Source organism: Bacillus coreaensis (genome assembly GCF_050586445.1).
In the GTDB taxonomy this organism is placed as follows: domain Bacteria; phylum Bacillota; class Bacilli; order Bacillales; family Cytobacillaceae; genus Robertmurraya_A; species Robertmurraya_A coreaensis.
On record NZ_JBOCCY010000005.1, the window covers coordinates 14,781 to 39,711 of the forward strand.

Sequence of the window (24,931 nt, forward strand, 5' to 3'; positions counted from 1 at the left end):
GAATGTTTGTTTCTTATAAATGGCTTCAAGAGTATGTGGACCTTTCTGGTGTCACAGCTCCTGAACTAGCCGATAAAATTACAAAAAGTGGAATTGAAGTGGAAGGCGTTGAGATTCTAAATGAAGGAATGAAAGGTCTCGTCGTCGGTTACGTGTTAGAACGTGAGCAGCATCCAAATGCCGATAAGCTAAATAAATGTTTAGTAGATGTTGGAGAAGGAGAGCCAGTTCAAATCATCTGTGGTGCTCCAAATGTAGATAAGGGGCAACATGTTATTGTAGCAAAGATAGGAGCTGTTCTCCCAGGAAACTTCAAAATTAAAAAAGCAAAGCTTCGCGGCGAAGAGTCAAACGGAATGATCTGTTCCTTGCAGGAGTTAGGGGTTGAAAGCAAGCTTGTTGCTAAGGAATTCTCTGAAGGGATCTTCGTATTCCCGAATGAGGTCACAGTTGGGGATGATGCACTTGAGCTGTTAAATCGTGATGATCAAATTTTAGAACTAGGTTTAACCCCGAACCGAGCGGACTGCTTAAGCATGCTAGGTGTAGCATATGAGGTTGCCGCCATTTTAGGAAAAGAAGTAAAACTTCCGAAGCCTGAGGTCTCATCCGTAAACGAAAAGGCTAGCGATTATATCTCTGTTACTGTAGAAGCTCCGGAAGATAATCCACTTTACGTTGCCAAAGTGATTAAAAATGTAAAGGTTGGACCTTCACCATTATGGATGCAAACACGTCTGATGGCAGCTGGTGTACGTCCTCATAATAATGTTGTCGATATTACGAATTACATTTTAATGGAATACGGTCAACCGCTACATGCCTTTGACTATGATCGTCTTGGTTCAAAAGAAATCGTTGTTCGTCGTGCGCATCAAGGTGAAAATATTACAACGCTTGATGATGCAAAACGTACATTAACAACAGATCACCTGGTGATTACAAACGGAAAAGAGCCGGTTGCATTAGCAGGAGTTATGGGTGGAGCAAACTCTGAGGTAGAAACAACAACGACAACCGTGTTACTAGAGTCTGCGTATTTTGTGGGAGCACCCATTCGTAAAGCTTCAAAGGATCATGGTTTGCGCAGTGAAGCTAGTGCACGCTATGAAAAAGGTGTGGATCCGAATCGTGTTAGAGCAGCAGCAGAAAGAGCGGCTGAGCTATTAGCACTGTATGCAAATGGAGAAGTATTAGAAGGATCGGTCGAGGCAGATGCACTTAAGGTGGAGCCTGCGGTTGTTTCCATTACATTAGACAAAATCAATGGTGTGCTTGGTACCCAAATATCCATGGATGAGGTGCAAAATATCTTCGCCCGTCTACAATTTGTTTCGAAGGTTGAAGGAAACGAAATTACAGTAACCGTACCTACTCGTCGTGGTGATATTACCATTGAAGAAGATTTAGTTGAAGAGGTTGGAAGAATTTATGGTTACGACTATATCCCTAAAACTCTTCCAAAGGGTGCTTCTACTCCAGGGAAATTAAGTGATTACCAAAAAAAGCGTAGAATCGTTCGACGCTACTTAGAAAGTGCAGGGTTATTTCAAGCAGTCACTTATTCTTTGACGAATGAAACCAAAGCCACTCAATTCGCACTAGATAAGCGGGAACCTGTTAAACTTGCGATGCCGATGAGTGAAGACCGTAGTGTACTACGTCTGAGTATTTTGCCACAGTTACTAGAGGTCGTAAAATACAATTCTGCCCGTCAAAATGACAGCATATCATTATATGAAACTGGGGCCGTTTTCCTTTCGACTGAACAAGATAAGCTTCCAGAAGAGAAGGAACATCTGGCAGCAGCAATTACTGGCTTATGGCATCAGCACCCATGGCAAGGGGAAAAGAAAGCTGTTGATTACTTTGTTCTTAAAGGAGTGCTAGAAGGGTTACTTGCTCGCTTAGGGTTGACAGGAAGAGTGGAGTTCAGTCAAGCAACTGTGAATGGAATGCATCCAGGAAGAACAGCAGAACTTCTTTTAGATAATGAGAAAATTGGTTTTGTCGGACAAATCCATCCGAACGTTCAAAAAGAACTTGATTTGAAAGAAACGTACGTATTTGAACTATCTTTAAAGGCTTTACTAGAGGCAGAAATTGCTCCGTTACAATACGAATCAATTCCACGTTACCCATCTATCACACGCGATATCGCACTGGTTGTTAACAAGGAAGTGGTTAGTGGTCAGCTTTCTGACATAATTACAAAAGCTGGTGGCAACTTATTGAAGGATGTTTCTGTGTTTGATCTTTATGAAGGAGATCGCTTGGAGGAAGGAAAGAAATCCATTGCGTTTTCTCTAAGATATTTTGATCCAGAAAAAACACTAACTGACGAAGAAGTAACAAAGGCCCACGAGAAGGTACTAGATGCTGTGAAGGAACAGGCTGGAGCAGTACTAAGAGGATAAATAGAAAAGGAGCATCCAATATGGATTGCTCCTTTTCTCATTTTCTCGTAATCAGTTTCCATGCTTTTTCTGTATTAGCAAAATGCAGTTTAACAAAATGTGGAAGGCTTTCTTTACCTTTTGCTTGGATTAATTTAGCTGCTGCTACGTCTACTTGGGCACCTGCTCCTTTTGGAATAACAAATCCCGCTTCCTTTGAAAGATTTTCAAAGTGCTGTACAAATGCATAACGAGCTAGAATGGATGCGGCTGCAACAGCTAAGTGGACACTTTCTGCCTTTGTGGAGAAATACACATTTTCACGGTGGACCACTTTTTGCCCCTTAAGATACTGATAATACACTTCTTCTTTGGCGAACTGATCAATTAATATGGCTTCCGGTTTTTGTGGTGTTATTTTATTCAGTACATGTCCAATGGCTTGGTTATGCAGCAGGGCTTTTAGCTTTCCTTGTGACATACCTGACTGCTGAAGCTGATTGTATTTTTCATTGTGTAATGTTAATAGGCTATAAGGAATAACATGCTTGATTTCCTTTGCAATTGCAGAAATTTGCTCATCCTTTAGACCTTTTGAATCCTTTACGCCTAGCTCCCTTAATAGGGGGATATGCTCTTTACTAACATAAGTTGCTACAACAGTAATAGGGCCAAAGTAATCGCCAGTACCTACCTCATCCGAACCAACTACAGAAAGAGACTCAAAATGCTCAGGTAGATGGCGCGTATTATTTGATTTCTTCTCTGATTTTTGGTTCGTAGGTTGTTCCGCATTACCCCATTTTTTTGCTTCAATCTCACATGAGGGACCTTGAAAAAGTACTTTTCCGGATTTATAGGCGGTTATGGAGCAACCGGATAGTTTTGCTGCAAACACCCCACCTGGTGGTATTTTAGGTAAGAGGCTTTGTTGGTAGTGTTCCTCCATCTTTTTTATTTGTTCCCCAGATTGTTTTAATACGATTTGACTCATTTTACCCTCTCCAATTAGATACATATTTTTCCTTCATACGTCTGATTTTGACATTCTTAACTTCCCAGCCAAATAATATTCATGTTATGATATAGTGTAGGATTCTTATGAATGGGGGCAATGCTGTGTCTGAAGCAGAAAAAAAGCGCACAACGGTTGAAATATACGGGCAACAGTATGTAATTGTAGGGAACGAAAGTGTTGAACATGTTCGATTAGTTGCCTCTATGGTAAATAATAAAATGCGCGAAATTGGTCAGAAGAATCCCTCACTTGATAGTACCAAACTTGCCGTTCTTACAGCAGTGAATGCTGTAAATGATTATCTGAAAATAAAGGATCAACTTGAGCGCTTAGAAAGAGAACTAAAGAAGTAAAGGATTGAACGAATATGCTAAATCTTGCCATTGTCATTATATTATTAATAGGATTACTTGTTGGGCTTCGTAGAGGGTTTATCCTACAATTTATTCATCTTACTGGCTTCATTATTGCATTTATTGTAGCAAAGGTCTATTATTCCGACCTTGCACCCAAATTAACCCTTTGGATTCCGTATCCAAGCTTCGGTGATGCATCAAATTTACAACTGATTTTCTCAGAAGGAAATATGGAGGATGCATACTACCGAGGAATTGCGTTTGTTGCGATTTTCGTAGCAACTAAGATTGTTCTACAAATAATTGGAAGTATGCTAGATTTTGTTTCCAATCTACCAATTTTAAAGACCTTTAACCGTTGGGCTGGAGGGATACTTGGATTTTTAGAGGTATATTTACTTTTGTTTATTATTTTATACATAGCAGCACTTTTACCAATTGAAGCCGTGCAATCTCCTTTAGCTAGCTCTTCGTTGGCAAAGGGAATAGTTGAAAATACCCCCTATTTGTCTAATCTTGTGAAAGAGCTTTGGGGATAATTTAAACAGGATATTATCTAACTACTTCTCTTTTTAAGAGAAGTTTTATTTTGTTTATTATTCAAAACTTTTTTGGATGTCAATACGTACATAATACATAGTAGGGTTTCAAAACATACTAAATTATTGGTGAAATCGAAGTCAATCATTCATAATGGGATATAGCGAAAGTAGGTGGATAGTGTGGCAATACAAAAAAAAGAAGTGATTCGTTTACTTGAGACGATCGCTACCTATATGGAATTAAAAGGTGAAAATACTTTTAAAGTGTCTGCTTTTAGGAAAGCTGCAAATAGCCTTGAAATAAACGAGCAGGATTTATCACAGATCAATGATTTTACGACCATTTCAGGTATTGGCAAGGGGACAGCTGCTGTTATTACAGAATTTATCCAAGAGGGTCAATCCTCTGTACTAAAAGAACTTCAGGATGAAGTACCAAAGGGATTAATCCCCCTTCTACAACTACCTGGCCTTGGCGGGAAAAAGATTGCCAAGCTATACAAAGAACTATCAATAACGAATGTACACGAGTTAAAGCAGGCATGCGTGGACAAAAAGGTGAGAGAACTTACTGGATTTGGAGGGAAGACAGAGGAGAAAATTCTTCAATCAATCAACGATTTTGGTTCCAAGCCAGATCGAAAACCTCTTGCCTATATGCTACCAGTTGCACGGAAGATTGAGCTGACTCTTTCCGAAATGGAAGGAGTGATTCGCTTTTCAAGAGCAGGTAGTATAAGAAGAATGAAGGAAACGATTAAGGATTTAGACTTCATTATCTCAACGGTTGATCCTCAATTAGTGAAGGAGCAGCTGCTCTCGATGGAGCAAATAAAAGAAGTTGTCTCCAAAGGAGATACAAAGGTTTCTGTTATCCTTGAATTGGAGTTTGACGTTTCGATTGATTTTCGTCTGGTAAAGGATGAGGAATTTACCACGACTTTACACCATTTCACGGGCTCAAAGGATCATAACGTAAGGATGCGTCAATTAGCCAAGGAACGTGGTGAAAAAATAAGCGAATACGGTGTGGAACATATCGAAACCGGGGAAATTGTAACGTTTCATAGTGAAAAGGAGTTTTTTGCTCACTTTGGTTTGCCTTTTATCCCACCCGAAATGCGTGAGGATGGCACTGAAGTGGAACATTATAAAGAAGAGCTTGAGATTATTGCTCTTGACCATATAAAAGGGGATCTACATATGCACTCGACATGGAGCGATGGATCACATTCTATTGAGCAAATGGTAGAAGCTTGTCGTGCAAAAGGATATGAATATATGGCCATTACTGACCACTCACAATATTTAAAAGTGGCCAATGGTCTAACGGTCGAGCGCTTGCGAAAACAACGTCAAGAAATTGATCAATTAAATCGTAAATATGATGATATTACGATTTTAGCAGGTGTTGAGATGGATATTTTACCTGATGGTTCCCTTGACTATGAAGATGAAGTTCTAGAACAAATGGATTTTGTTATTGCATCTATTCATTCCTCTTTTTCACAGCCACAGGATAAGATAATGAACCGTCTTAAAACAGCTTTGAGAAATAAACATGTACATATGATTGCACATCCGACGGGGAGAAAGATTGGAAAGCGCGATGGATATTCAGTAGATATTGAGCAGTTGATTGAATTAGCAAAAGAAACAAATACTTGGCTAGAATTGAATGCGAATCCAAATCGACTCGATCTTTCCTCAGAGCATGTACGAATGGCCCAAGAAGCAGGTGTAAAGCTTTTAATAAATACTGATGCTCATATGGTTGAAACATTAGCTCATATGGACACGGGAGTATCTGCAGCGAAAAAAGGATGGGTTCAAAAACAATCCGTTATCAATTCTTTGGCTAAGGAAGAATTTCTTGAACTACTAAAAAGGCGAAAAGAAGAGAGAAGATAGACCTTATTTTGAAAATAGGAGGCACACTCCATGCAAGAAAGAGTTTTAAAGGTATTGGAATTTACAAAAGTCAAAGAGCAGTTATTTGAACATGCTTCTTCAAGCTTAGGAAAAGACAAAGTAAAGGCGCTTGTTCCTTCGACTGATTTCGAGGAGGTGGTGCGTAGCCAGGAAGAAACGGATGAAGCAGCAAAGGTTCTTCGATTAAAAGGCAATGTACCTCTCACAGGAATTTATGATATTAGAATGCAAATAAGACGCTCCGCAATCGGTGGAGTACTAAGTCCACTTGAACTTGTACAAGTAGCTAGTACAATCCATGCGAGCAGGATGATGCGTCGCTTTATAGAAGATATGGTTGAACAAGGAATAGAGATTCCTATTTTAGATGAATATGCAAGTAACATCATTGTGCTCGCAGAACTAGAAGAGCCCATTCGAATGGCAATCGATGAGAGTGGTGAAGTACTTGATACCGCTAGTGAAACGTTACGATCGCTTAGAAGTCAGCTTCGAACAAAAGAAGCAAGGGTTCGCGAAAGACTTGAATCAATGATTCGGTCTTCCAATGCGGCTAAAATGCTTTCAGACGCAATTATCACGATTCGAAATGACCGGTTTGTTATACCTGTTAAACAAGAATATCGAGGACACTATGGAGGAATTATTCACGATCAAAGTTCCTCAGGTCAAACCCTGTTCATCGAACCGCAAACAATCGTGCAATTAAACAACGATGTGCAAGATATTCGTGTCAAGGAAAAGCAGGAAATAGAACGTATTTTGGTTGAATTATCCGGAAAAGTTGGAATGTTTGAGAATGAGTTAAGTACAATTGTAGGGGTATTAACAGACCTAGACTTTATGTTTGCGAAGGCAAGGTATAGTAATAGAATAAAGGGTTCTAAACCAAAAATGAATAACGAAGGAATCATCTCCTTGTTTAAAGCAAGACATCCCTTGATTGCCATGGATGAAGTGGTTCCAAATGATATTTTACTTGGTAAGACTTATTCCACAATCGTTATAACTGGACCTAATACAGGGGGAAAGACGGTTACACTAAAGACCGTCGGTTTATGTACTTTAATGGCTCAGGCTGGGCTACAAATACCTGCCCTTGATGGATCAGAAATGGCTGTCTTTGGTCAAGTGTTCGCAGATATTGGTGATGAACAGTCGATCGAGCAAAGTCTAAGTACTTTTTCTTCTCATATGGTAAATATCGTAGACATATTAAATGATGTAAGCTTTGATAGTCTTGTTTTATTTGACGAGCTAGGTGCAGGTACAGATCCACAAGAAGGAGCTGCGCTTGCTATTTCCATATTAGACTCTGTCTATAAAACAGGGGCAAGAGTGGTTGCGACAACCCATTATCCGGAATTAAAGGCATATGGTTATAACCGGGAAGGGGTAATAAACGCAAGTGTTGAGTTTGATATTGAAACATTAAGTCCAACGTATAAGCTTCTAATTGGGGTTCCGGGTCGAAGCAATGCGTTTGAAATTTCCAAACGCCTTGGGTTAAAAGAAAAAGTCATTGATATGGCACGATCACATGTTAGCTCGGAGAGTAACGAAGTCGATCAAATGATTGCAGCGCTTGAGGCAAGCAAAAAACAAGCTGAAAATGAGTTAGAAGAGGCACATGACACATTAAGGCAGGCTGAAAAGCTTCATAAGGACCTTCAAGAAGAGATTGTTTCGTATTATAAAGAAAAAGACATATTACGTGAAACAGCCGAGCGTGAGGCGCAAGCAATTATTGAAAAGGCGAAACAAGAAGCGGAAGAAGTTATTCGAGAGCTCCGTCGAATGCGAATCGAGAAAAAAGCTGATATCAAAGAACATGAATTAATTGATGCCAAAAAGAGACTAAATGAAGCAGTACCTGTTTCTGAGAAATCATTGAATAATGAGTCACGAAAACAGAAACATAAATTCCATGTTGGTGATGAAGTAAAGGTATTAACATTTGACCAAAAGGGACATTTAGTTGAAAAGGTATCTGACAATGAGTGGCAAGTTCAAATAGGTATTCTGAAAATGAAGGTCCAAGAAAAGGATTTGGAGTTTATCCAATCGGAAAAACCTAAGGTACACAAACATGTGACAACGATACAGGGAAGAGATTCAAACGTTTCTATAGAGCTAGATCTCCGAGGGGAACGCTATGAGGATGCTCTGTTAAGAGTAGAAAAATACATCGATGATGCTTTATTATCTAATTATCCAAGAGTGTCGATCATTCATGGAAAGGGCACAGGAGCATTAAGGCAGGGTGTACAAGAGTACTTGAAAAATCATCGTTCTGTGAAAAAAATTCGCTTTGGTGAGGCTGGTGAAGGCGGTTCTGGTGTAACAGTCGTTGAGTTCAAGTAAGTAGGAGGAAGAGGAAGTTGAACGGTTTCTGGGAGAATGAATATGTTCATATAGCCGCATATTGCAGTGTCGTTATTTTATGTATGATCTTGTTTCTAGCCATTTTTGAACTTGTAACGAAATATCGAAATTGGGAAGAAATTCAAAATGGAAATGTTGCCGTTGCTATGGCGACCGGTGGTAAAATCTTTGGAATTGCCAATATTTTTAGGCATTCAATTGAGCAGCATGACTCTCTCATAACCATGATTGGTTGGGGAGTATTTGGTTTCTTTTTACTACTGGTAGCTTATTTTATTTTTGAGTTTTTAACACCAAAATTTAAAATTGATGAAGAAATTCAGAATGACAACCGAGCTGTTGGGTTAATTTCAATGGTTATATCCGTTGGATTATCGTATGTAATTGGGGCAGGTATATCTTAAAGGAGTACGTAAATGGAAAAGCTAGCAAAAATCCTTCTCATCCTTTGTGGAATCTTTGTGTTTATAGGAATTTTTTATCTGATCTTTTAAAATCGCCTTTAACAGGCGATTTTTTTGTTGTAGGACAACTTTGTACGTCCATAAACATATTGTAGGAGAATTTAAATTGTCACATATAATTCACTATATTATAATTAGAGTGAGTAATCAGAAATTTCTATACAGTTTCTTTATAGGAGGGATGGAGAATGAGTGAACATAGGCCGTGGCTCGCTAATTACCCAGAGGAAATACCGGCTACCTTAACGTACAAGTCAGAACCTGTTCAAACCTATTTAACGAACGCAGCAAAGGAGTTTCCGAATAAAATGGCAATTCATTTTATGGGCAAGGAAATGAGCTATGAAACGTTACATGAACATGCCTGCAAGTTAGCTTCATATTTACAAAAGCTCGGGTTAGAAAAAGGTGACCGAGTTGCAATCATGCTCCCAAATTGCCCTCAAGCTGTTATTTCGTATTACGGAATTTTATTAGCTGGAGGTGTTGTGGTACCGACAAACCCATTGTACACAGAAAGAGAAATTGAATATCAAATGAAGGATTCTGGGGCAAAAGCCATTGTCACATTAGATATTTTATTTCCACGTGTTAGCAAAGTATTCTCACAAACTAAGTTGGAACACATAATTGTAACCGCTATCAAGGATTACTTACCCTTCCCAAAAAATCTCATTTATCCATTTATCCAAAAGAAACAATATGGAATTACCGTGTCTGTTAAGCATGAAGGATGTCATCACTTATTAACAGAAATTATTAAGCAGTCCAATCAAGAGCTAAAAAGCTTTTTAGTCGATTTTGACGAGGACCTTGCTATTATTCAATACACCGGTGGAACGACCGGAGCTCCAAAGGGAGTCATGCTTACCCATAGGAACCTTGTTTCGAATGCAGCGATGAGTAACGCTTGGTTATACAAATGCAGACGAGGAGAAGAAATCATCCTAGCCATTATTCCATTTTTCCATGTGTATGGCATGACTGCTGTCATGATTCTTTCCGTCATGCAAGGACAAAAAATGGTATTGCTTCCAAAGTTTGATCCGGAACAAACATTAAAGACGATCGAGAAACAACGGCCAACTTTATTTCCAGGAGCTCCGACCATCTATATCGGTTTGTTAAATCACCCAGACCTTTCTAAATATGACCTTTCTTCCATCGATTCATGTATCTCAGGCTCCGCTCCTCTTCCAGTAGAGGTACAGGAGAAATTTGAGGAAATAACGGGTGGAAAGTTAGTGGAAGGCTATGGGTTGACAGAATCTTCTCCAGTGACTCATTCAAATTTTTTATGGGACCGTCCGAGAATAAAAGGAAGTATTGGGGTGCCCTGGCCAGATACAGATGCGGTTATATTATCCTTTGAAACCGGAGAGGCCTTACCACCTGGTGAAATAGGTGAAATTGCTGTAAAGGGACCACAAGTCATGAAGGGATACTGGAACAAGCCTGAAGAGACCGAACAGGTGTTAAGAGATGGCTGGCTTCTTACAGGAGATTTAGGGTATATGAATGAAGAAGGCTATTTCTTTGTTGTTGACCGTAAAAAGGACATGATTATCGCGGGCGGATTTAATATATATCCAAGAGAAATAGAAGAAGTCATGTATGAGCATCCTAGTGTGCAAGAGGTTGTTGTTGCTGGAGTTCCAGACCCATATAGGGGGGAGACAGTAAAGGCATATATTGTATTAAAGGAAAGTGCTACTACTACTGAGGAAGAGCTGAATGCTTTTGCGAGAAAACATCTTGCCGCCTATAAGGTTCCTAGAATGTATGAATTTCGGCCAGAACTTCCAAAAACAGCAGTGGGGAAAATTTTGAGAAGGGCATTAGTTGAAGAAGAGAAAAAGAAAAGAGATGACGATCAACAGAAACAGGCTTAACTCTCCATAGCCGATTCGTCGGCTGTTTATTTTTGCGAAAGCAGGCTTGTACAGTCCATTTAGTTATGGCATGATAGTAGTGCAAATATATATGAAATTCTTGACAGAATGTCGTTTACAAACTATTATAAATTTATGAATGATGATTCATTCATAAATGCCATAACCTTCTTGAAAGGAGGGGAATGATTTTGAAGAAAGACAAACCAAAGTATCGACAGATTATTGATGCGGCTGTCATTGTGATAGCAGAGAATGGGTATCACCAAGCTCAAGTTTCTAAAATTGCCAAACAAGCAGGCGTTGCTGATGGCACCATTTATTTGTATTTTAAAAACAAAGAAGATATCCTCATTTCTCTTTTCCAAGAAAAAATGGGGGCTTTTATAGAAAAGATTGAGGAAAAGCTTGAGGGAAAGAAAAGTGCAGCAGAAAAATTATTACTTATGATTGAAATGCATTTCCAAATGCTATCAAAGGATCGTCATTTAGCGATTGTCACACAGCTAGAATTGCGACAATCGAATAAAGACCTTCGCTTAAAAATTAATGAAGTACTAAAAGGTTATTTACATGTTGTTGACAATATACTTATTGAGGGAAGAGATTCTGGTGAATTTTCAGAAAATCTCGAAATTCGCCTGGCAAGACAGATGATCTTTGGAACAATGGATGAAACAGTGACAACCTGGGTCATGAATGAACAAAAGTATGATTTAACAGCACTTGCAGAACCGATCCAAAAACTTTTAATTAATGGGTGTGGAAAGAGATAATCATTATTATATGAATGAGGGGGAGAACTTATGGGTTTTTTGCATTGGTCTCATGAAGAGTTCATTGCAACAATTAAAATTGAACGTCCTCCAGCAAATGCGTTATCATCTCAGGTGTTAAAAGAACTATCGGATATTCTTGATGAAATCGAATTTTATCAAGATATCCGAGTCATTGTATTGCGTGGGGAGGGAAGATTTTTCTCAGCAGGGGCAGATATTAAAGAGTTTACAACTATTTCAACCGGGGAGGATTTTGGCAATCTCTCCACTCTTGGTCAAGATTTGTTTGAACGAATGGAGCGCTATCCAAAACCAATTATTGCGGTAATCCATGGGGCTGCTTTAGGCGGGGGACTTGAGCTGGCAATGGCCTGTCACTTTCGATTAGTTACAGAGAATACAAAGCTGGGATTACCGGAACTTCAACTTGGATTAGTACCTGGTTTTGCAGGTTCGCAACGTTTGCCAAAATACGTTGGAACAGCTAAAGCAGCAGAAATGTTATTTACAAGTGAGCCGATTAGGGGAGTGGAAGCGGTTCAATGCGGACTAGCAAATCATGCCTTCGCTGAGGAAGAGCTATTAGAGAAATCATACAAAATCGCCAAAAAGATTGCTAAGAAAAGTCCTATAGCACTTAGCGCTGCGATTGAACTCCTTAATTATGGAAAAACAAATGAGTTTTATTCAGGGGTTAAAAAAGAAGTTGAGCTATTTGAAAAAGTGTTTCTATCTAAAGACGGGCAGGAAGGAATATCGGCGTTTCTCGAGAAAAGAGAGCCAAAGTTTACAGGGGAATGACAATAAACTCACAGCAGTTGCTAAGTGGGCTTCATTTTTCAAATAAATTTTCTTAATTTTTAGAACCAATTAAATGTTTAGATATATAGGAGGGGAACTTATGAATATCTATGTTTTGTTAAAGAGAACGTTTGATACGGAGGAGAAAATAACGATTGCTGGAGGAAGAATTAATGAGGACGGTGCCGAATTTATCATCAATCCGTATGATGAATATGCAGTTGAAGAAGCCATTCAAGTTCGTGATGCACATGGTGGTGAAGTAACAGTTATATCTGTTGGTAGTGAAGAATCGGAGAAACAGCTTCGGACAGCTTTAGCAATGGGAGCAGATAAAGCGGTACTTGTAAATATTGAAGATGATGTTGAAGCTTCTGACCAGTATACAACAGCCAAAATCATTGCCCAATACTTAAAAGATCAAGAAGTTGATTTAATTATCGCAGGGAATGTAGCTATTGATGGAGGTTCAGGTCAGGTCGGCCCACGTGTGGCAGAATTACTTGAAATCCCTTATGTAACAACTATTACTAATCTTGATATACAAGGGACAAAAGCGACGGTAGTTCGCGATGTTGAAGGCGATTCAGAAGTCATTGAGACCTGTCTTCCCCTATTAGTAACGGCACAACAAGGATTAAATGAACCAAGATATCCTTCTTTACCTGGAATTATGAAGGCGAAGAAAAAACCGTTAGAACAGTTAGAATTAGACGATCTTGACCTTGAAGAAGACGATGTTGAGGCTAAGACGAAGACAATTGAAATTTATCTACCACCTAAAAAAGAAGCTGGTAAAGTGTTAACGGGTGACTTGAACGATCAAGTTAAAGAGCTTGTAACTCTACTTCATACAGAAGCAAAGGTAGTGTAATCATTCTTTTCATACGAGCGGAATTAAATTTTGCAGGAGGGGAACTTGATGGCTAGAAAAGTGTTGGTTTTAGGGGAAGTTAGAGACGGAGCATTACGTAATGTGTCTTTTGAAGCATTGTCTGCGGGTAAGACAATTGCCGAAGGTGGAGAAGTGGTTGGTGTTTTAGTTGGAGAAAGTGTAAGCGCTTTAGGACAGGAGTTAATTCAGCATGGAGCTAGCCGTGTGGTAGTGGTTGAACATGCCGATCTTGCTCAATATACATCTGATGGTTTTTCACAAGCATTATTGGCCGTGATTGAAGATGAAAAGCCAGAGGGACTTGTGTTTGGACATACGGCATTAGGGAAGGACCTATCTCCAAGAATTGCTGGGAAACTGAATTCTGGATTAATCTCAGATGCAACAGCTATTGAAGTAGCTGGTGGAAATGTTGTATTTACTAGACCAATCTACTCTGGTAAAGCTTTTGAAAAGAAGATTGTGACGGACGGAGTTATTTTTGCAACCATCCGACCGAATAACATTGCTGCACTTCAAAAGGATGAATCACTTTCAGGAGAAGTCAATTCATTATCTGTCGATATAAAAGGTTTACGTACAATTATTAAAGAGGTTGTACGAAAAGCTAGTGAGGGTGTAGATTTATCAGAAGCAAAGGTTGTTATTGCGGGTGGACGTGGTGTGAAGAGCGAAGAAGGCTTTGAGCCTTTAAAAGAACTGGCTACCGTACTTGGAGGAGCAGTTGGAGCTTCAAGGGGTGCATGTGACGCAGAGTACTGTGATTACTCCTTACAAATTGGTCAAACAGGAAAAGTTGTGACACCGGACCTTTATATTGCTTGCGGAATTTCTGGAGCGATTCAGCATTTAGCTGGAATGTCTAACTCAAAGGTCATTGTGGCTATTAATAAAGACCCAGAAGCAAATATTTTTAAAGTGGCTGACTATGGAATTGTCGGAGATCTGTTTGAAGTGGTACCACTTTTAACAGAGGAATTTAAAAAAATGAAAATCAATGCGTAACGGGCAATGAGCGGTTTATAAGAGCCGCTCTTTCCTTTTTCATGCTGTCTCGACAAGAGAATATCGTTTCATAAAATGGGCAAATTACATAAGAAAACAGCTGCAAGACATATTATTAGCATCGACTGAAAAACGGTGATATACTGACGTTAGTATTTTACTACTAAAAGCAATCGAGACATATTTCTCGAAGCAATACTTAAGGAGGCATGAAAATGGCTATTTCAAATGCAACAGATCAAAACTTTTCAACAGAAACTGGTTCAGGCCTAGTGCTTGCAGATTTTTGGGCTCCATGGTGTGGTCCATGTAAGATGATTGCTCCTGTTCTTCAAGAGCTTGATTCAGAAATGGGAGACAAAGTCAAAATCGTTAAAATCGATGTTGACGAAAACCAAGAAACTGCAGCAAAGTTTGGAGTTATGAGCATCCCAACACTTCTTATCATGAAAGATGGCGAAGTAATTGATAAAGTTGTCGGCTTCCAACCGAAGGAAGCTTTAGAAGAGCGCTTAAACTCTCATCTATAAAATGTGTAAACCACTCGATCCTGAGTGGTTTTTTCTTTTCCAGTGGGCTCCTACTATATATCCCCTCAAAAAAACTTTATAATAAAATCAGAGTGTTTTGTAGTTGGAGGTGTACCTTTTGAATGAGATGATAAAAAATAAACTTGCTTTATTACCTGATCAACCTGGATGTTATTTGATGAAGGATCGGCAAGGGACAATTATATATGTTGGTAAAGCGAAAGTATTAAAAAATCGTGTCAGGTCGTACTTTACTGGATCTCACGATGGAAAAACGCAAAGGCTCGTTTCTGAAATTGAGGATTTTGAATATATCGTTACATCGTCCAATATTGAAGCACTAATTCTCGAGTTAAATTTAATAAAGAAACATGATCCTAAGTACAATGTGATGTTAAAGGACGATAAAACATATCCTTTTATTAAGTTAACTGCAGAAAGGCATCCACGCCTGATTACAACTCGTAAGGTCAAAAAGGACAAAGGGAAATATTTTGGTCCATACCCGAATGTGTCTGCTGCGAACGAAACAAAAAAGCTTTTGGATCGAATCTATCCTTTGAGAAAATGCTCAACATTGCCTGATAGAGTATGCTTATATTATCATCTTGGACAATGTTTGGCTCCTTGTGTAAAGGAAGTAAAAGAATCGACCTACAAAGAACTTGTAGAAGAAATTACAAAGTTTTTAAATGGTGGTTATAAGGACATTAAAAAGGACCTTACACTTAAGATGCAAGCTGCTGCAGAAGAGCTTGATTTCGAAAGAGCAAAGGATTTCCGCGATAAAATAGCCCATATAGAAGCAACAATGGAAAAACAAAAAATGACAACGACTGATTTTACTGACCGAGATGTGTTCGGCTATTCGGTTGATAAAGGGTGGATGTGTGTTCAAGTATTTTTTGTTCGCCAAGGCAAGCTCATTGAGAGAGACATTTCCATGTTCCCTATTTATGGAGAAGCAGAAGAAGAATTTTTAACGTTCTTAGGTCAATTCTACGATCAATCCAGTCATTTTAAACCAAAAGAGATACTTTTACGGGATGAAGTAGATCTAGAATTAGCGGAACAACTTCTACAAACAAAGGTATTGCAGCCGAAACGTGGACAGAAGAAGGACCTAGTTGAGTTAGCTACAAAAAATGCAAGCATTGCTCTAAAAGAAAAATTCTCTCTCGTGGAGCGAGATGAAGAGAGAACGATTAAAGCAGTCGAGCAACTTGGAGAGCAACTGGGAATTTATACTCCTCACCGAATTGAAGCTTTTGATAACTCAAATATCCAAGGAACAGACCCAGTATCGGCAATGGTTGTATTTATTGATGGGAAATCAGCAAAAAGAGAGTATCGAAAATACAAAATTAAGTCTGTTGAGGGTCCTGATGATTATGAATCGATGAGGGAAGTCACAAGACGCCGATATTCTCGTGTGCTTAAAGAAAACCTCCCACTTCCTGATCTAATTATGATAGATGGTGGAAAGGGACATGTAGAAGCGGTAAGAGATATTTTGGAAAATGAACTTGGTTTAGATATTCCGATAACTGGGCTCGTTAAAGATGATAAACATAGAACCTCACAGCTTTTATACGGGAAGCCATTAACAGTCGTGCCGCTTGAACGGAATAGCCAGGAATTTTATTTGCTTCAAAGAATTCAAGACGAAGTGCATCGTTTTGCCATCACGTTTCACAGGCAACTTCGAGGGAAAAATGTGTTTCAGTCGATTTTGGATGATGTACCGGGAATCGGTGAGAAAAGGAAGAAACAATTATTAAAAGCCTTTGGGTCGGTAAAAAAAATGAAGGAAGCAAACAAAGAGGACTTTTTATCTATTGGACTTCCACAAAATACAGTAGATCTGTTAATGAAAAAATTACAAGAATAGCATTGTCGTCACTAGGAGGCTGTGCTATAATTAGGAAAATTTTATATTAATCACTTAATCGTTAAGTGAAGGTAGAGGTGCGAGCACCAATAGTAACAGCTTTGAGAATACTGAGATTCGATGAGAAGCTGTGAAAGGGGATGTTCGCCGAAGTGGATAGGTCTCTGAATTGCCGTATCTGCTGGTCCTGTATTGAATAAATACTGGATTGTCAAGACAGTATGTCTTGGAGAGCTATCTCACTGTGTATAAGTCCGTATTTTTGTACGTTCATTCACGCAGCCATGAGATATCTCTCATGGCTTTTTTTGTATTTTCAAAAAAGGCACATGAAAGAGATGAAAAGAAAGTAGGGGTATATATGGGATTGGTTGTCCAAAAGTTTGGTGGTACATCGGTAGGAAATGTTGATCGTATTAAGCATGTAGCCGATCGAGTAATTGAAGAAAAGATGCGAGGGAACGACGTAGTGGTCGTTGTGTCTGCAATGGGGAAAGCAACAGACGAATTAGTGGGTCTAGCAAATCAAATCTCAAGCCGTCCAAGCAAACGTGAAATGGATATGCTTCTCACGACAGGTGAGCAAGTCACGATCGCATTATTGTCGATGGTGTTAATAGAAAAAGGCTATGAAGCAATATCCTTTACTGGTTGGCAAGCAGGAATTGAAACAGAGGCAGTTCATGGAAATGCTAGGATTTTACACATTAATACAACTAAAATTCAAACTGAGCTACATAAAGGGAAAATAGTAGTCGTAGCCGGCTTTCAAGGAATTGCGATTGATGGAGCGGTGTCAACTCTTGGTCGAGGTGGATCGGATACAACAGCAGTGGCATTAGCAGCCGCATTAAAAGCTGATAAATGCGATATTTATACCGATGTAACAGGTGTATTTACAACAGATCCACGTTATGTGAAAGAGGCAAGAAAGCTTAAGTCTGTTTCTTATGATGAAATGTTAGAGTTAGCTAACTTAGGTGCGGGAGTGTTACATCCAAGAGCCGTTGAATATGCAAAAAATTATGCGGTCCCACTTGAAGTACGGTCAAGTATGGAGCGAGAAAATGGAACGATAATTGAGGAGGAAGTATCAATGGAACAAAGTTTAGTTGTAAGAGGTGTTGCTTTTGAAGATGAAATTACGAGAGTAAGTGTTTTAGGCCTTCCAAATGGATTAACAAATCTGTCAACGATCTTCACCATCTTAGCAAAAAATCATTTGAACGTTGATATTATTATTCAAAGTATGACGAATGAATCAACGACAAACTTATCTTTTTCTATTAAGAGCACAGATTTAGAAGAAACTATGGCTGTTCTACAAGCTAATAAAGATTCCTTGAAATATGCAAGTATAGAAGCAGAACCAAACCTTGCAAAAGTATCGATTGTTGGTTCAGGGATGATTTCCAATCCTGGGGTTGCAGCAGAAATGTTTGAAGTACTAGCCGCAGGAGGGATTCAGGTAAAGATGGTAAGTACCTCTGAAATTAAGGTTTCTACAGTGATAGAGGAAGCTCAGATGCTGAAAGCAGTTGAAGCACTTCATGAAGCATTTGAGTTGTCTGGAAAATCTGTTAAAGCATAGAAGCAGTGCGGTAAGTTAAAAAATGAGACAAACTAAAAAGCTTTCATAAAAATATGAAAGCTTTTTAAGTACTATTCAATAGAATCTTTTCTATCCCAACGTACAGTGAAGGAAACCGTAGCGAGCTTTTTCTTCGGGTGTTCATAGGTTTCAGTAATTACCTGTTTTTGTTCTTCCATTTGTTGAGCCAAGAATCCTGCTTCCAATTGGAATTGACAGTCTGGATGCTCTTTAAAGCGATTTTTGATTAAGTCACTCGATAATTCAAACTCAAGCTCATTCTTTTTTTCAGATTTAATTTGTAGTGTGCCCCAACCTGCCTGTTGGAAAAAAGTAATAATTTCTTCGACCGACTGCAAAGGGTACTTTCTGGCTAAAGCCTTACCTGCCCAGTATAAAATAGAAGCTGTTTCTCTTCCAAGAATGTCTGGAAGAAGCACTTCTCTTAGTAATTCATATCCAAAGGCTGGAACAAGTGCAGGATCTGTGGCCGAAATAGGTTGTTCTAATTTCAATTCACTCAAAACATGTCCCCCACTTTCTATTATTCTATTATATACGTTTTCCGGGGAAATACGCATGAAAACAAAAAAAACTGATTTAAAAAATTTTTACATTAATTGTTATATCAATATAAAAGAAAGCGCTGTAAGATGTTTATACATAAGCATTAATAGTGATATCAATATATTAAAAATATTTTGTATATATAGAGCATTTTATGTATCCGTTTTCTTGACGCTCTTTCATGTTGGGAGTAAAATGAACATGTCACATAATTGTAAAAATTATTGTAAAAAAACGGATATTATTTTAGTCATTCCGTTTAATTTTTAAGGGGGGTTAAGTTCATGGCAGGAAACCGAGAGTTTTTTTATCGAAGATTACACTCGCTGCTTGGAGTCATTCCAGTTGGTCTATTTCTTGTGCAGCACCTTGTAGTCAATCATTTTGCAACTGGGGGGGAAGAATCATTTAACAAAGCGTCTCATTTTATGGAGAGTTTGCCGTTTCGATATGTATTAGAAACGTTCGTGATTTTTCTACCTTTATTATTCCACGCAATTTACGGGCTTTATATTGCGTTTACAGCAAAGAATAATACGAGTAATTATGGGTTTTTCCGCAATTGGATGTTCATGCTTCAGCGTATATCTGGAGTAGTAACACTAGTATTCGTAACATGGCATGTGTGGGAAACAAGAATTGCAGCAGCATTTGGTGCAGAGGTTAACTTCAATATGATGGAAAGCATTCTTTCGAATCCATTTATGCTCTGGTTCTATATCATCGGTGTGCTTTCAACCACCTTCCACTTTGCAAATGGACTATGGTCTTTCTTTGTAAGTTGGGGAATTACAGTTACACCACGTTCTCAACTTATTTCTACTTATGTTACATTAGGCGTTTTTATCGCCCTCTCCATAGTTGGTGTGCGCGCTATTATTGCATTTATTTAATTTAATAGGTTCTAATTTTTATAGAAACGAACGGGATATACTTTGATATTAGTTAGGGAGTGACTCACGATGGGTAAAGGAAAGGTGATCGTAGTCGGCGGCGGTCTAGCTGGCTTAATGGCAACAATTAAAGTTGCGGAAGCAGGAAGTCCGGTCGAATTATTTTCATTAGTTCCAGTAAAACGTTCGCACTCTGTTTGTGCCCAAGGTGGTATTAACGGAGCGGTAAATACAAAAGGTGAAGGTGACTCTCCATGGGAGCACTTTGATGATACAGTATACGGCGGTGACTTTTTAGCGAACCAACCACCAGTTAAAGCAATGACAGAAGCCGCACCAGGAATAATCCATTTGCTTGATCGTATGGGCGTTATGTTCAACCGTACACCTGAAGGGCTTTTGGATTTCCGTCGCTTTGGTGGAACACAGCATCACCGTACCGCTTTTGCTGGTGCAACAACCGGGCAACAACTTCTATATGCACTAGATGAGCAAGTACGTCGCCACGAAGTAGCTGGTTTAGTTACTAAATATGAAGGATGGGAATTTCTTGGGTCTATTATTGACGATGAAGGGGTTTGCCGAGGAATTGTTGCTCAGAATCTCACATCAATGGAAATTAAGTCATTTGCAGCAGATGCTGTAATTTTGGCTACGGGTGGTCCTGGGATTATCTTTGGTAAGTCAACAAACTCAGTAATTAACACGGGCTCAGCAGCGTCCATTGCCTACCAACAAGGTGTGTATTATGCAAACGGAGAGTTCATACAAATTCATCCAACTGCGATTCCTGGTGACGATAAATTGAGACTTATGAGTGAATCCGCTCGTGGAGAAGGTGGACGAGTTTGGACGTATAAGGATGGAAAGCCATGGTATTTCTTAGAAGAGAAGTATCCAGCTTACGGAAATCTTGTTCCACGTGATATCGCCACTCGTGAAATCTTTCACGTCTGTGTTGATTTGAAGCTTGGTATTAATGGGGAAAACATGGTTTATCTGGATCTTTCTCATAAAGATCCAAAGGAACTAGACATTAAGCTTGGTGGTATTATCGAAATCTATGAAAAATTTATGGGTGACGATCCACGAAAAGTTCCTATGAAAATCTTCCCTGCTGTCCACTATTCTATGGGTGGTCTTTGGGTCGATTATGATCAAATGACTAATATTCCTGGGTTATTTGCTGCTGGAGAGTGTGATTATTCTCAGCATGGGGCAAATCGTCTTGGTGCGAACTCCCTGTTATCAGCTATTTATGGAGGCATGGTAGCAGGTCCAAAGGCGTTGGATTATATTAGCGGGTTAAGCAAGAACGTTGATTCTATTTCTTCTTCCCTCTTTGATCGTTATGTAAAAGAGGAAGAACAAAAGTGGAATAAGATCATGACTTTAGATGGTAATGAAAATGCTTATGTACTTCATAAAGAGCTGGGTGAGTGGATGACAGACAATGTAACTGTAGTTCGCCACAACGATAAACTATTAAAAACAGATGAAAAAATCGTAGAGCTACTAGAGCGCTATGAAAAAATTAATATTAACGATACAGCTAAGTGGAGCAACCAAGGTGCTATTTTTACACGTCAGCTTCAAAACATGCTTCAGCTAGCGAGAGTTATTACAATTGGTGCATACAACCGTAACGAGAGCCGCGGTGCCCACTATAAACCGGAATTCCCAGAGCGTAACGATGAGGAGTTCTTAAAGACAACCATGGCTCGATTTGTGGATGCGAAATCAGCACCACACTTCCATTATGAAGAGGTTGACACTGGTTTGATTGCTCCAAGAAAGAGAGACTACTCTAAGAAGAAAGGGGATAACTAAACATGTCTGAAAAAAGAACAGTCGTTTTTAAAATTACAAGACAGGATAGTCCTGACACGGCCCCTTACGAAGAAGAATTCGAGTTAGACTATCGTCCAAATATGAATGTCATTTCCGCACTCATGGAAATTCGTAGAAACCCAGTAAATAAGCAAGGAAAACATACTACTCCAATCACTTGGGATATGAACTGTTTAGAGGAAGTTTGTGGTGCTTGTTCGATGGTGATTAATGGAAAGCCTAGACAATCATGTACAGCACTAATTGATCAGTTAGAACAACCGATTCGTTTAGAACCAATGAGAACTTTCCCTGTTGTTCGTGATCTTCAGGTTGACCGCAGTCGTATGTTCGACTCTTTAAAGAAAGTGAAAGCTTGGATTCCGATTGATGGCACTTATGATCTTGGACCTGGTCCGCGTATGCCAGAAAGAAAACGTCAATGGGCATATGAGTTATCGAAATGTATGACATGCGGTGTTTGCTTAGAAGCTTGTCCAAATGTAAACAGTAAGTTAAACTTCATTGGTCCTGCTCCTCTTTCTCAAGTTCGATTATTTAATGCTCATCCTACAGGTGAGATGAATAAAGCAGAGCGTTTGGATGCAATCATGGGTGATGGTGGACTCGCGAATTGTGGGAATTCACAAAACTGTGTCCAGTCTTGTCCAAAGGGCATTCCTTTAACAACATCTATTGCTGCATTAAATAGAGATACAACGTTCCAAGCATTTAAAAACTTCTTTGGAAGCGATCAAGTATAAGAAGATTTATCTTTAGCCCCTTTGTATGTCAAAGGGGTTTTTCATTTGTCAAAAGAGAAGGTCACTTGTATAATCAAAGAATGAACAATCATTCATTTTTACCAATACAAGGGGGATTTTATGAAAAAGGTGAGCTATATCCACGATTTTGCTACTTGGGAACAAGGTTTCTCCTATTCTAACAAAATAAAAGTTCGCTTTTCAGAGACAGATATGTTTGGACATATGAACAATACGGTTCCATTTGCATATTTTGAAGAATCGAGAATTGAATTTTTTAAACATATTGGCATTATGCAGGATTGGGTGCAGAAAGAAAGTACAACGATTCCGATTGTTGCTGATCTACAGTGTGATTTTCTTAATCAGGTTTTTTTTGACGATATTCTTGATATTTTTGTGAAAATCGAATCAGTTGGGAACACATCTATTGACCTTCATTACTTAGGGAAAAAGCAAAACGGGGATGTATGTTTTGTTGGGAGAGGAACGATGGTGCAAATGTGTAAACGTACCGGAAAGGGAGTTCCTTGGACGGAAGAAACAAGGGGTCGATTTAGACAATCGAACAAAATTCTATCATAGTATTTTTCATAAAAATAAAAATGCTTTCTTTCAAGAATTATAGTCACTACAACCGCCTGTTGCACATAAGATATGGTGACTAAATATATACCCATCCCGCTGTTCATAGCTGGCGAAGGCAAGGAGGGTTACAATACTTGAAGGAGAATGAATATACTCACAAGCCGTTACTCACCAAACGTGAAAGAGAAGTGTTCGAACTGTTGGTACAAGACAAAACAACAAAAGAGATCGCGGGAGAACTTTTCATAAGTGAAAAAACGGTTCGTAACCACATTTCGAATGCCATGCAAAAGCTTGGTGTTAAGGGGCGATCACAAGCTGTTGTAGAGCTCCTTCGAATGGGAGAGCTAGAACTATAATTCTAGACCGGCTTTCATATTGGAAGCCGGTTTACAATTGTACCCAAATACATTCATAAAATACATTTCTATACTTCCTTCTTGAATTTTAGTGAGAAAAAGGTGAAAATAGTTTAAAAGGCTAGATATGATTATTATATAATCATGATCTGAACTCTCAAATAGGGGCTGTGTATTTATGAAAGTAGAAGAAACAAAAGAGATAGAGATCTTTGCTGATATTGAAAAAGATTTGCGTTATATTGCTGGAATTATCAAGCAAAAGGGTAGAGAAATTTTAAGTAACTATACCATTACTCCACCTCAGTTTGTTGCACTTCAGTGGTTATTTGAAGAAGGTGATATGACAATTGGTGAGCTTTCAAATAAAATGTTTCTTGCGTGTAGCACGACAACAGACCTTGTTGACAGAATGGAAAAAAACAAACTGGTTTTGCGTGTGAAGGATCCGAATGATCGCCGTGTGGTTCGTATTCACCTTTTAGAAGAAGGAGAACGAATTATTGACGAAGTGATAAAGAAGAGGCAGGTATACTTACAGGAGGTTTTAGTTAACTTTAATAGCGAAGAAGTGATTCTCCTGAAAAACAACTTAATGAAATTACATCAAGAAATGAAAGAAGAATGAGGCGAGATGTTTGAATCAACCGATCGGAGTTATTGACTCTGGAGTTGGCGGATTAACTGTTGCGAAGGAAATTATGCGCCAACTGCCAAATGAGCAGATTCTCTACGTAGGAGACACTGCAAGATGCCCGTACGGCCCGAGGAGCGGTGAAGAGGTAAAGAAATTCACATGGCAAATGACGAATTTTTTAGTGAACAAGGGAATTAAGTTGTTAGTAATTGCATGTAACACAGCGACTGCAGTTGCCCTAGAGGAAATTCAAAATGAACTTTCCATCCCAGTTATTGGTGTCATTTATCCAGGTGCTAGAACGGCTATTAAGGTAACAAAAAACCACCAAATTGGGGTTATTGGGACTGTCGGAACGATAAAGAGTAATGCATATGAAATGGCTTTGAAAACCATTAATAAAAAATCTAAGGTTACTAGTCTTGCTTGTCCGAAGTTTGTTCCTCTCGTTGAAAGTGGAGAAGTGGATGGACCAATTGTGAAAAAAGTGGTAGCCGAGACGTTGGCGCCTATTAAAAATAAAGGTCTCGATACATTGATCTTAGGCTGCACACACTATCCATTGCTTGAAAAGATTATTAAGAAAACAATGGGTCCGACTGTGTCTGTTATTAGCTCTGGTGAGGAAACGGCACGTGAGGTAAGTACCATTCTTTTTTATAATGGGTGGCTAACGCCGAATAGGGACGAGCCCCAGCATCAGTTTTATACGACTGGATCAAAGCCTATTTTTCAGCGAATCGCTACTAACTGGCTGCACGCAGGTGAATTGTCTGTAGAAACCATTAAACTATCTTAAAGCAAGTCTCCGTTCTG

23 protein-coding genes and 1 riboswitch are annotated in these 24,931 nt (G+C 39.0%); of the genes, 21 read left to right on the top strand and 2 right to left on the bottom strand.

Annotated features, from left to right (window positions below; translation table 11 throughout):
- The first annotated feature begins 2 nt into the window (after window positions 1-2).
- The gene (gene pheT, locus ACQ5H4_RS09325; protein WP_430774676.1) at window positions 3-2,417 is read left to right on the top strand and encodes a phenylalanine--tRNA ligase subunit beta; all 2,415 of its coding nucleotides are present in this window, start codon (window positions 3-5) and stop codon (window positions 2,415-2,417) included.
- A gap of 37 nt (window positions 2,418-2,454) precedes the next feature.
- Here pheT and rnhC read toward each other — a convergent pair whose 3' ends face one another.
- Entirely contained in the window at window positions 2,455-3,390 is a 936-nt protein-coding gene (gene rnhC, locus ACQ5H4_RS09330) for a ribonuclease HIII (RefSeq protein ID WP_430774677.1), read from the bottom strand.
- A gap of 107 nt (window positions 3,391-3,497) precedes the next feature.
- On the opposite strand from rnhC, the gene zapA reads away from it, so the two are divergent.
- The 13 genes from zapA (at window position 3,498) to ACQ5H4_RS09395 (ending at window position 18,477) form a co-directional block, all read left to right on the top strand.
- Window positions 3,498-3,767 (top strand): cell division protein ZapA, encoded by a 270-nt coding sequence (gene zapA / locus ACQ5H4_RS09335; RefSeq protein ID WP_430774678.1) that lies wholly within the window; start codon window positions 3,498-3,500, stop codon window positions 3,765-3,767.
- A gap of 14 nt (window positions 3,768-3,781) precedes the next feature.
- Complete coding sequence (locus ACQ5H4_RS09340; RefSeq protein WP_430774679.1) at window positions 3,782-4,309, top strand: CvpA family protein; 528 nt, start codon at window positions 3,782-3,784, stop codon at window positions 4,307-4,309.
- Between the two features lie 183 nt (window positions 4,310-4,492).
- Window positions 4,493-6,223: a DNA polymerase/3'-5' exonuclease PolX gene (gene polX / locus ACQ5H4_RS09345; RefSeq protein WP_430774680.1), complete on the top strand. Its 1,731-nt coding sequence runs from the start codon at window positions 4,493-4,495 to the stop codon at window positions 6,221-6,223.
- A gap of 30 nt (window positions 6,224-6,253) precedes the next feature.
- Window positions 6,254-8,608, top strand: coding sequence for an endonuclease MutS2 (locus ACQ5H4_RS09350; protein ID WP_430774681.1), 2,355 nt, complete (start codon window positions 6,254-6,256; stop codon window positions 8,606-8,608).
- 17 nt (window positions 8,609-8,625) lie between these two features.
- Complete coding sequence (locus ACQ5H4_RS09355; protein ID WP_430774682.1) at window positions 8,626-9,033, top strand: DUF350 domain-containing protein; 408 nt, start codon at window positions 8,626-8,628, stop codon at window positions 9,031-9,033.
- Window positions 9,034-9,281: 248 nt separating this feature from the next.
- A complete protein-coding gene (locus ACQ5H4_RS09360) occupies window positions 9,282-10,985 on the top strand; it encodes a long-chain-fatty-acid--CoA ligase (protein ID WP_430774683.1) in 1,704 nt (567 codons plus the stop codon).
- Window positions 10,986-11,176: 191 nt separating this feature from the next.
- Entirely contained in the window at window positions 11,177-11,761 is a 585-nt protein-coding gene (fadR, locus tag ACQ5H4_RS09365) for a fatty acid metabolism transcriptional regulator FadR (RefSeq protein ID WP_430774684.1), read from the top strand.
- Between the two features lie 30 nt (window positions 11,762-11,791).
- Complete coding sequence (locus tag ACQ5H4_RS09370) at window positions 11,792-12,565, top strand: enoyl-CoA hydratase (RefSeq protein ID WP_430774685.1); 774 nt, start codon at window positions 11,792-11,794, stop codon at window positions 12,563-12,565.
- Between the two features lie 100 nt (window positions 12,566-12,665).
- The gene (locus ACQ5H4_RS09375) at window positions 12,666-13,439 is read left to right on the top strand and encodes an electron transfer flavoprotein subunit beta/FixA family protein (RefSeq protein WP_430774686.1); all 774 of its coding nucleotides are present in this window, start codon (window positions 12,666-12,668) and stop codon (window positions 13,437-13,439) included.
- A gap of 48 nt (window positions 13,440-13,487) precedes the next feature.
- Complete coding sequence (locus ACQ5H4_RS09380; RefSeq protein WP_430774687.1) at window positions 13,488-14,465, top strand: electron transfer flavoprotein subunit alpha/FixB family protein; 978 nt, start codon at window positions 13,488-13,490, stop codon at window positions 14,463-14,465.
- 215 nt (window positions 14,466-14,680) lie between these two features.
- Window positions 14,681-14,995, top strand: coding sequence for a thioredoxin (gene trxA, locus ACQ5H4_RS09385; protein ID WP_430774689.1), 315 nt, complete (start codon window positions 14,681-14,683; stop codon window positions 14,993-14,995).
- Window positions 14,996-15,122: 127 nt separating this feature from the next.
- Window positions 15,123-16,886, top strand: coding sequence for an excinuclease ABC subunit UvrC (gene uvrC / locus ACQ5H4_RS09390; RefSeq protein ID WP_430774944.1), 1,764 nt, complete (start codon window positions 15,123-15,125; stop codon window positions 16,884-16,886).
- 64 nt (window positions 16,887-16,950) lie between these two features.
- Window positions 16,951-17,131: riboswitch (Lysine riboswitch) on the top strand.
- A 116-nt stretch (window positions 17,132-17,247) separates the two neighbouring features.
- Window positions 17,248-18,477, top strand: a complete 1,230-nt coding sequence (locus tag ACQ5H4_RS09395; protein ID WP_430774945.1) for an aspartate kinase — start codon at window positions 17,248-17,250, stop codon at window positions 18,475-18,477.
- A 71-nt stretch (window positions 18,478-18,548) separates the two neighbouring features.
- Here the strand turns inward: ACQ5H4_RS09395 and ACQ5H4_RS09400 are convergent, their stop codons facing one another.
- Window positions 18,549-19,001, bottom strand: a complete 453-nt coding sequence (locus tag ACQ5H4_RS09400; protein ID WP_430774690.1) for a YslB family protein — start codon at window positions 18,999-19,001, stop codon at window positions 18,549-18,551.
- A 327-nt stretch (window positions 19,002-19,328) separates the two neighbouring features.
- Here ACQ5H4_RS09400 and ACQ5H4_RS09405 point away from each other — a divergent pair, with 327 nt between their 5' ends.
- The 7 genes from ACQ5H4_RS09405 to racE all read left to right on the top strand — a co-directional run bounded on the left by ACQ5H4_RS09405 (window position 19,329) and on the right by racE (window position 24,914).
- The gene (locus tag ACQ5H4_RS09405) at window positions 19,329-19,937 is read left to right on the top strand and encodes a succinate dehydrogenase cytochrome b558 subunit (RefSeq protein ID WP_430774691.1); all 609 of its coding nucleotides are present in this window, start codon (window positions 19,329-19,331) and stop codon (window positions 19,935-19,937) included.
- A gap of 69 nt (window positions 19,938-20,006) precedes the next feature.
- Window positions 20,007-21,767: a succinate dehydrogenase flavoprotein subunit gene (gene sdhA, locus ACQ5H4_RS09410; protein ID WP_430774692.1), complete on the top strand. Its 1,761-nt coding sequence runs from the start codon at window positions 20,007-20,009 to the stop codon at window positions 21,765-21,767.
- 2 nt (window positions 21,768-21,769) lie between these two features.
- Window positions 21,770-22,531, top strand: a complete 762-nt coding sequence (gene sdhB / locus ACQ5H4_RS09415; RefSeq protein WP_430774693.1) for a succinate dehydrogenase iron-sulfur subunit — start codon at window positions 21,770-21,772, stop codon at window positions 22,529-22,531.
- Window positions 22,532-22,651: 120 nt separating this feature from the next.
- Window positions 22,652-23,116, top strand: a complete 465-nt coding sequence (locus tag ACQ5H4_RS09420; protein WP_430774694.1) for an acyl-CoA thioesterase — start codon at window positions 22,652-22,654, stop codon at window positions 23,114-23,116.
- Window positions 23,117-23,253: 137 nt separating this feature from the next.
- Window positions 23,254-23,478 carry a spore germination transcription factor GerE gene (gene gerE / locus ACQ5H4_RS09425; RefSeq protein ID WP_009796032.1) on the top strand — a complete coding sequence of 75 codons (225 nt, stop codon included), beginning with the start codon at window positions 23,254-23,256 and terminating at the stop codon, window positions 23,476-23,478.
- Between the two features lie 178 nt (window positions 23,479-23,656).
- Window positions 23,657-24,106 (top strand): MarR family winged helix-turn-helix transcriptional regulator, encoded by a 450-nt coding sequence (locus ACQ5H4_RS09430; RefSeq protein ID WP_430774695.1) that lies wholly within the window; start codon window positions 23,657-23,659, stop codon window positions 24,104-24,106.
- A gap of 10 nt (window positions 24,107-24,116) precedes the next feature.
- The gene (gene racE, locus ACQ5H4_RS09435; protein WP_430774696.1) at window positions 24,117-24,914 is read left to right on the top strand and encodes a glutamate racemase; all 798 of its coding nucleotides are present in this window, start codon (window positions 24,117-24,119) and stop codon (window positions 24,912-24,914) included.
- Window positions 24,915-24,931 lie beyond the last annotated feature (17 nt).

Coding starts and splice junctions, on each gene's coding strand:
- pheT (WP_430774676.1), top strand. CDS start 3: ATGTTTGTTTCTTATAAATGGCTTCAAGAGTATGTGGACCTTTCTGGT.
- rnhC (WP_430774677.1), bottom strand. CDS start 3,390: ATGAGTCAAATCGTATTAAAACAATCTGGGGAACAAATAAAAAAGATG.
- zapA (WP_430774678.1), top strand. CDS start 3,498: ATGAATGGGGGCAATGCTGTGTCTGAAGCAGAAAAAAAGCGCACAACG.
- ACQ5H4_RS09340 (WP_430774679.1), top strand. CDS start 3,782: ATGCTAAATCTTGCCATTGTCATTATATTATTAATAGGATTACTTGTT.
- ACQ5H4_RS09350 (WP_430774681.1), top strand. CDS start 6,254: ATGCAAGAAAGAGTTTTAAAGGTATTGGAATTTACAAAAGTCAAAGAG.
- ACQ5H4_RS09360 (WP_430774683.1), top strand. CDS start 9,282: ATGAGTGAACATAGGCCGTGGCTCGCTAATTACCCAGAGGAAATACCG.
- ACQ5H4_RS09370 (WP_430774685.1), top strand. CDS start 11,792: ATGGGTTTTTTGCATTGGTCTCATGAAGAGTTCATTGCAACAATTAAA.
- ACQ5H4_RS09375 (WP_430774686.1), top strand. CDS start 12,666: ATGAATATCTATGTTTTGTTAAAGAGAACGTTTGATACGGAGGAGAAA.
- ACQ5H4_RS09380 (WP_430774687.1), top strand. CDS start 13,488: ATGGCTAGAAAAGTGTTGGTTTTAGGGGAAGTTAGAGACGGAGCATTA.
- trxA (WP_430774689.1), top strand. CDS start 14,681: ATGGCTATTTCAAATGCAACAGATCAAAACTTTTCAACAGAAACTGGT.
- uvrC (WP_430774944.1), top strand. CDS start 15,123: ATGATAAAAAATAAACTTGCTTTATTACCTGATCAACCTGGATGTTAT.
- ACQ5H4_RS09395 (WP_430774945.1), top strand. CDS start 17,248: ATGGGATTGGTTGTCCAAAAGTTTGGTGGTACATCGGTAGGAAATGTT.
- ACQ5H4_RS09405 (WP_430774691.1), top strand. CDS start 19,329: ATGGCAGGAAACCGAGAGTTTTTTTATCGAAGATTACACTCGCTGCTT.
- sdhA (WP_430774692.1), top strand. CDS start 20,007: ATGGGTAAAGGAAAGGTGATCGTAGTCGGCGGCGGTCTAGCTGGCTTA.
- sdhB (WP_430774693.1), top strand. CDS start 21,770: ATGTCTGAAAAAAGAACAGTCGTTTTTAAAATTACAAGACAGGATAGT.
- ACQ5H4_RS09420 (WP_430774694.1), top strand. CDS start 22,652: ATGAAAAAGGTGAGCTATATCCACGATTTTGCTACTTGGGAACAAGGT.
- ACQ5H4_RS09430 (WP_430774695.1), top strand. CDS start 23,657: ATGAAAGTAGAAGAAACAAAAGAGATAGAGATCTTTGCTGATATTGAA.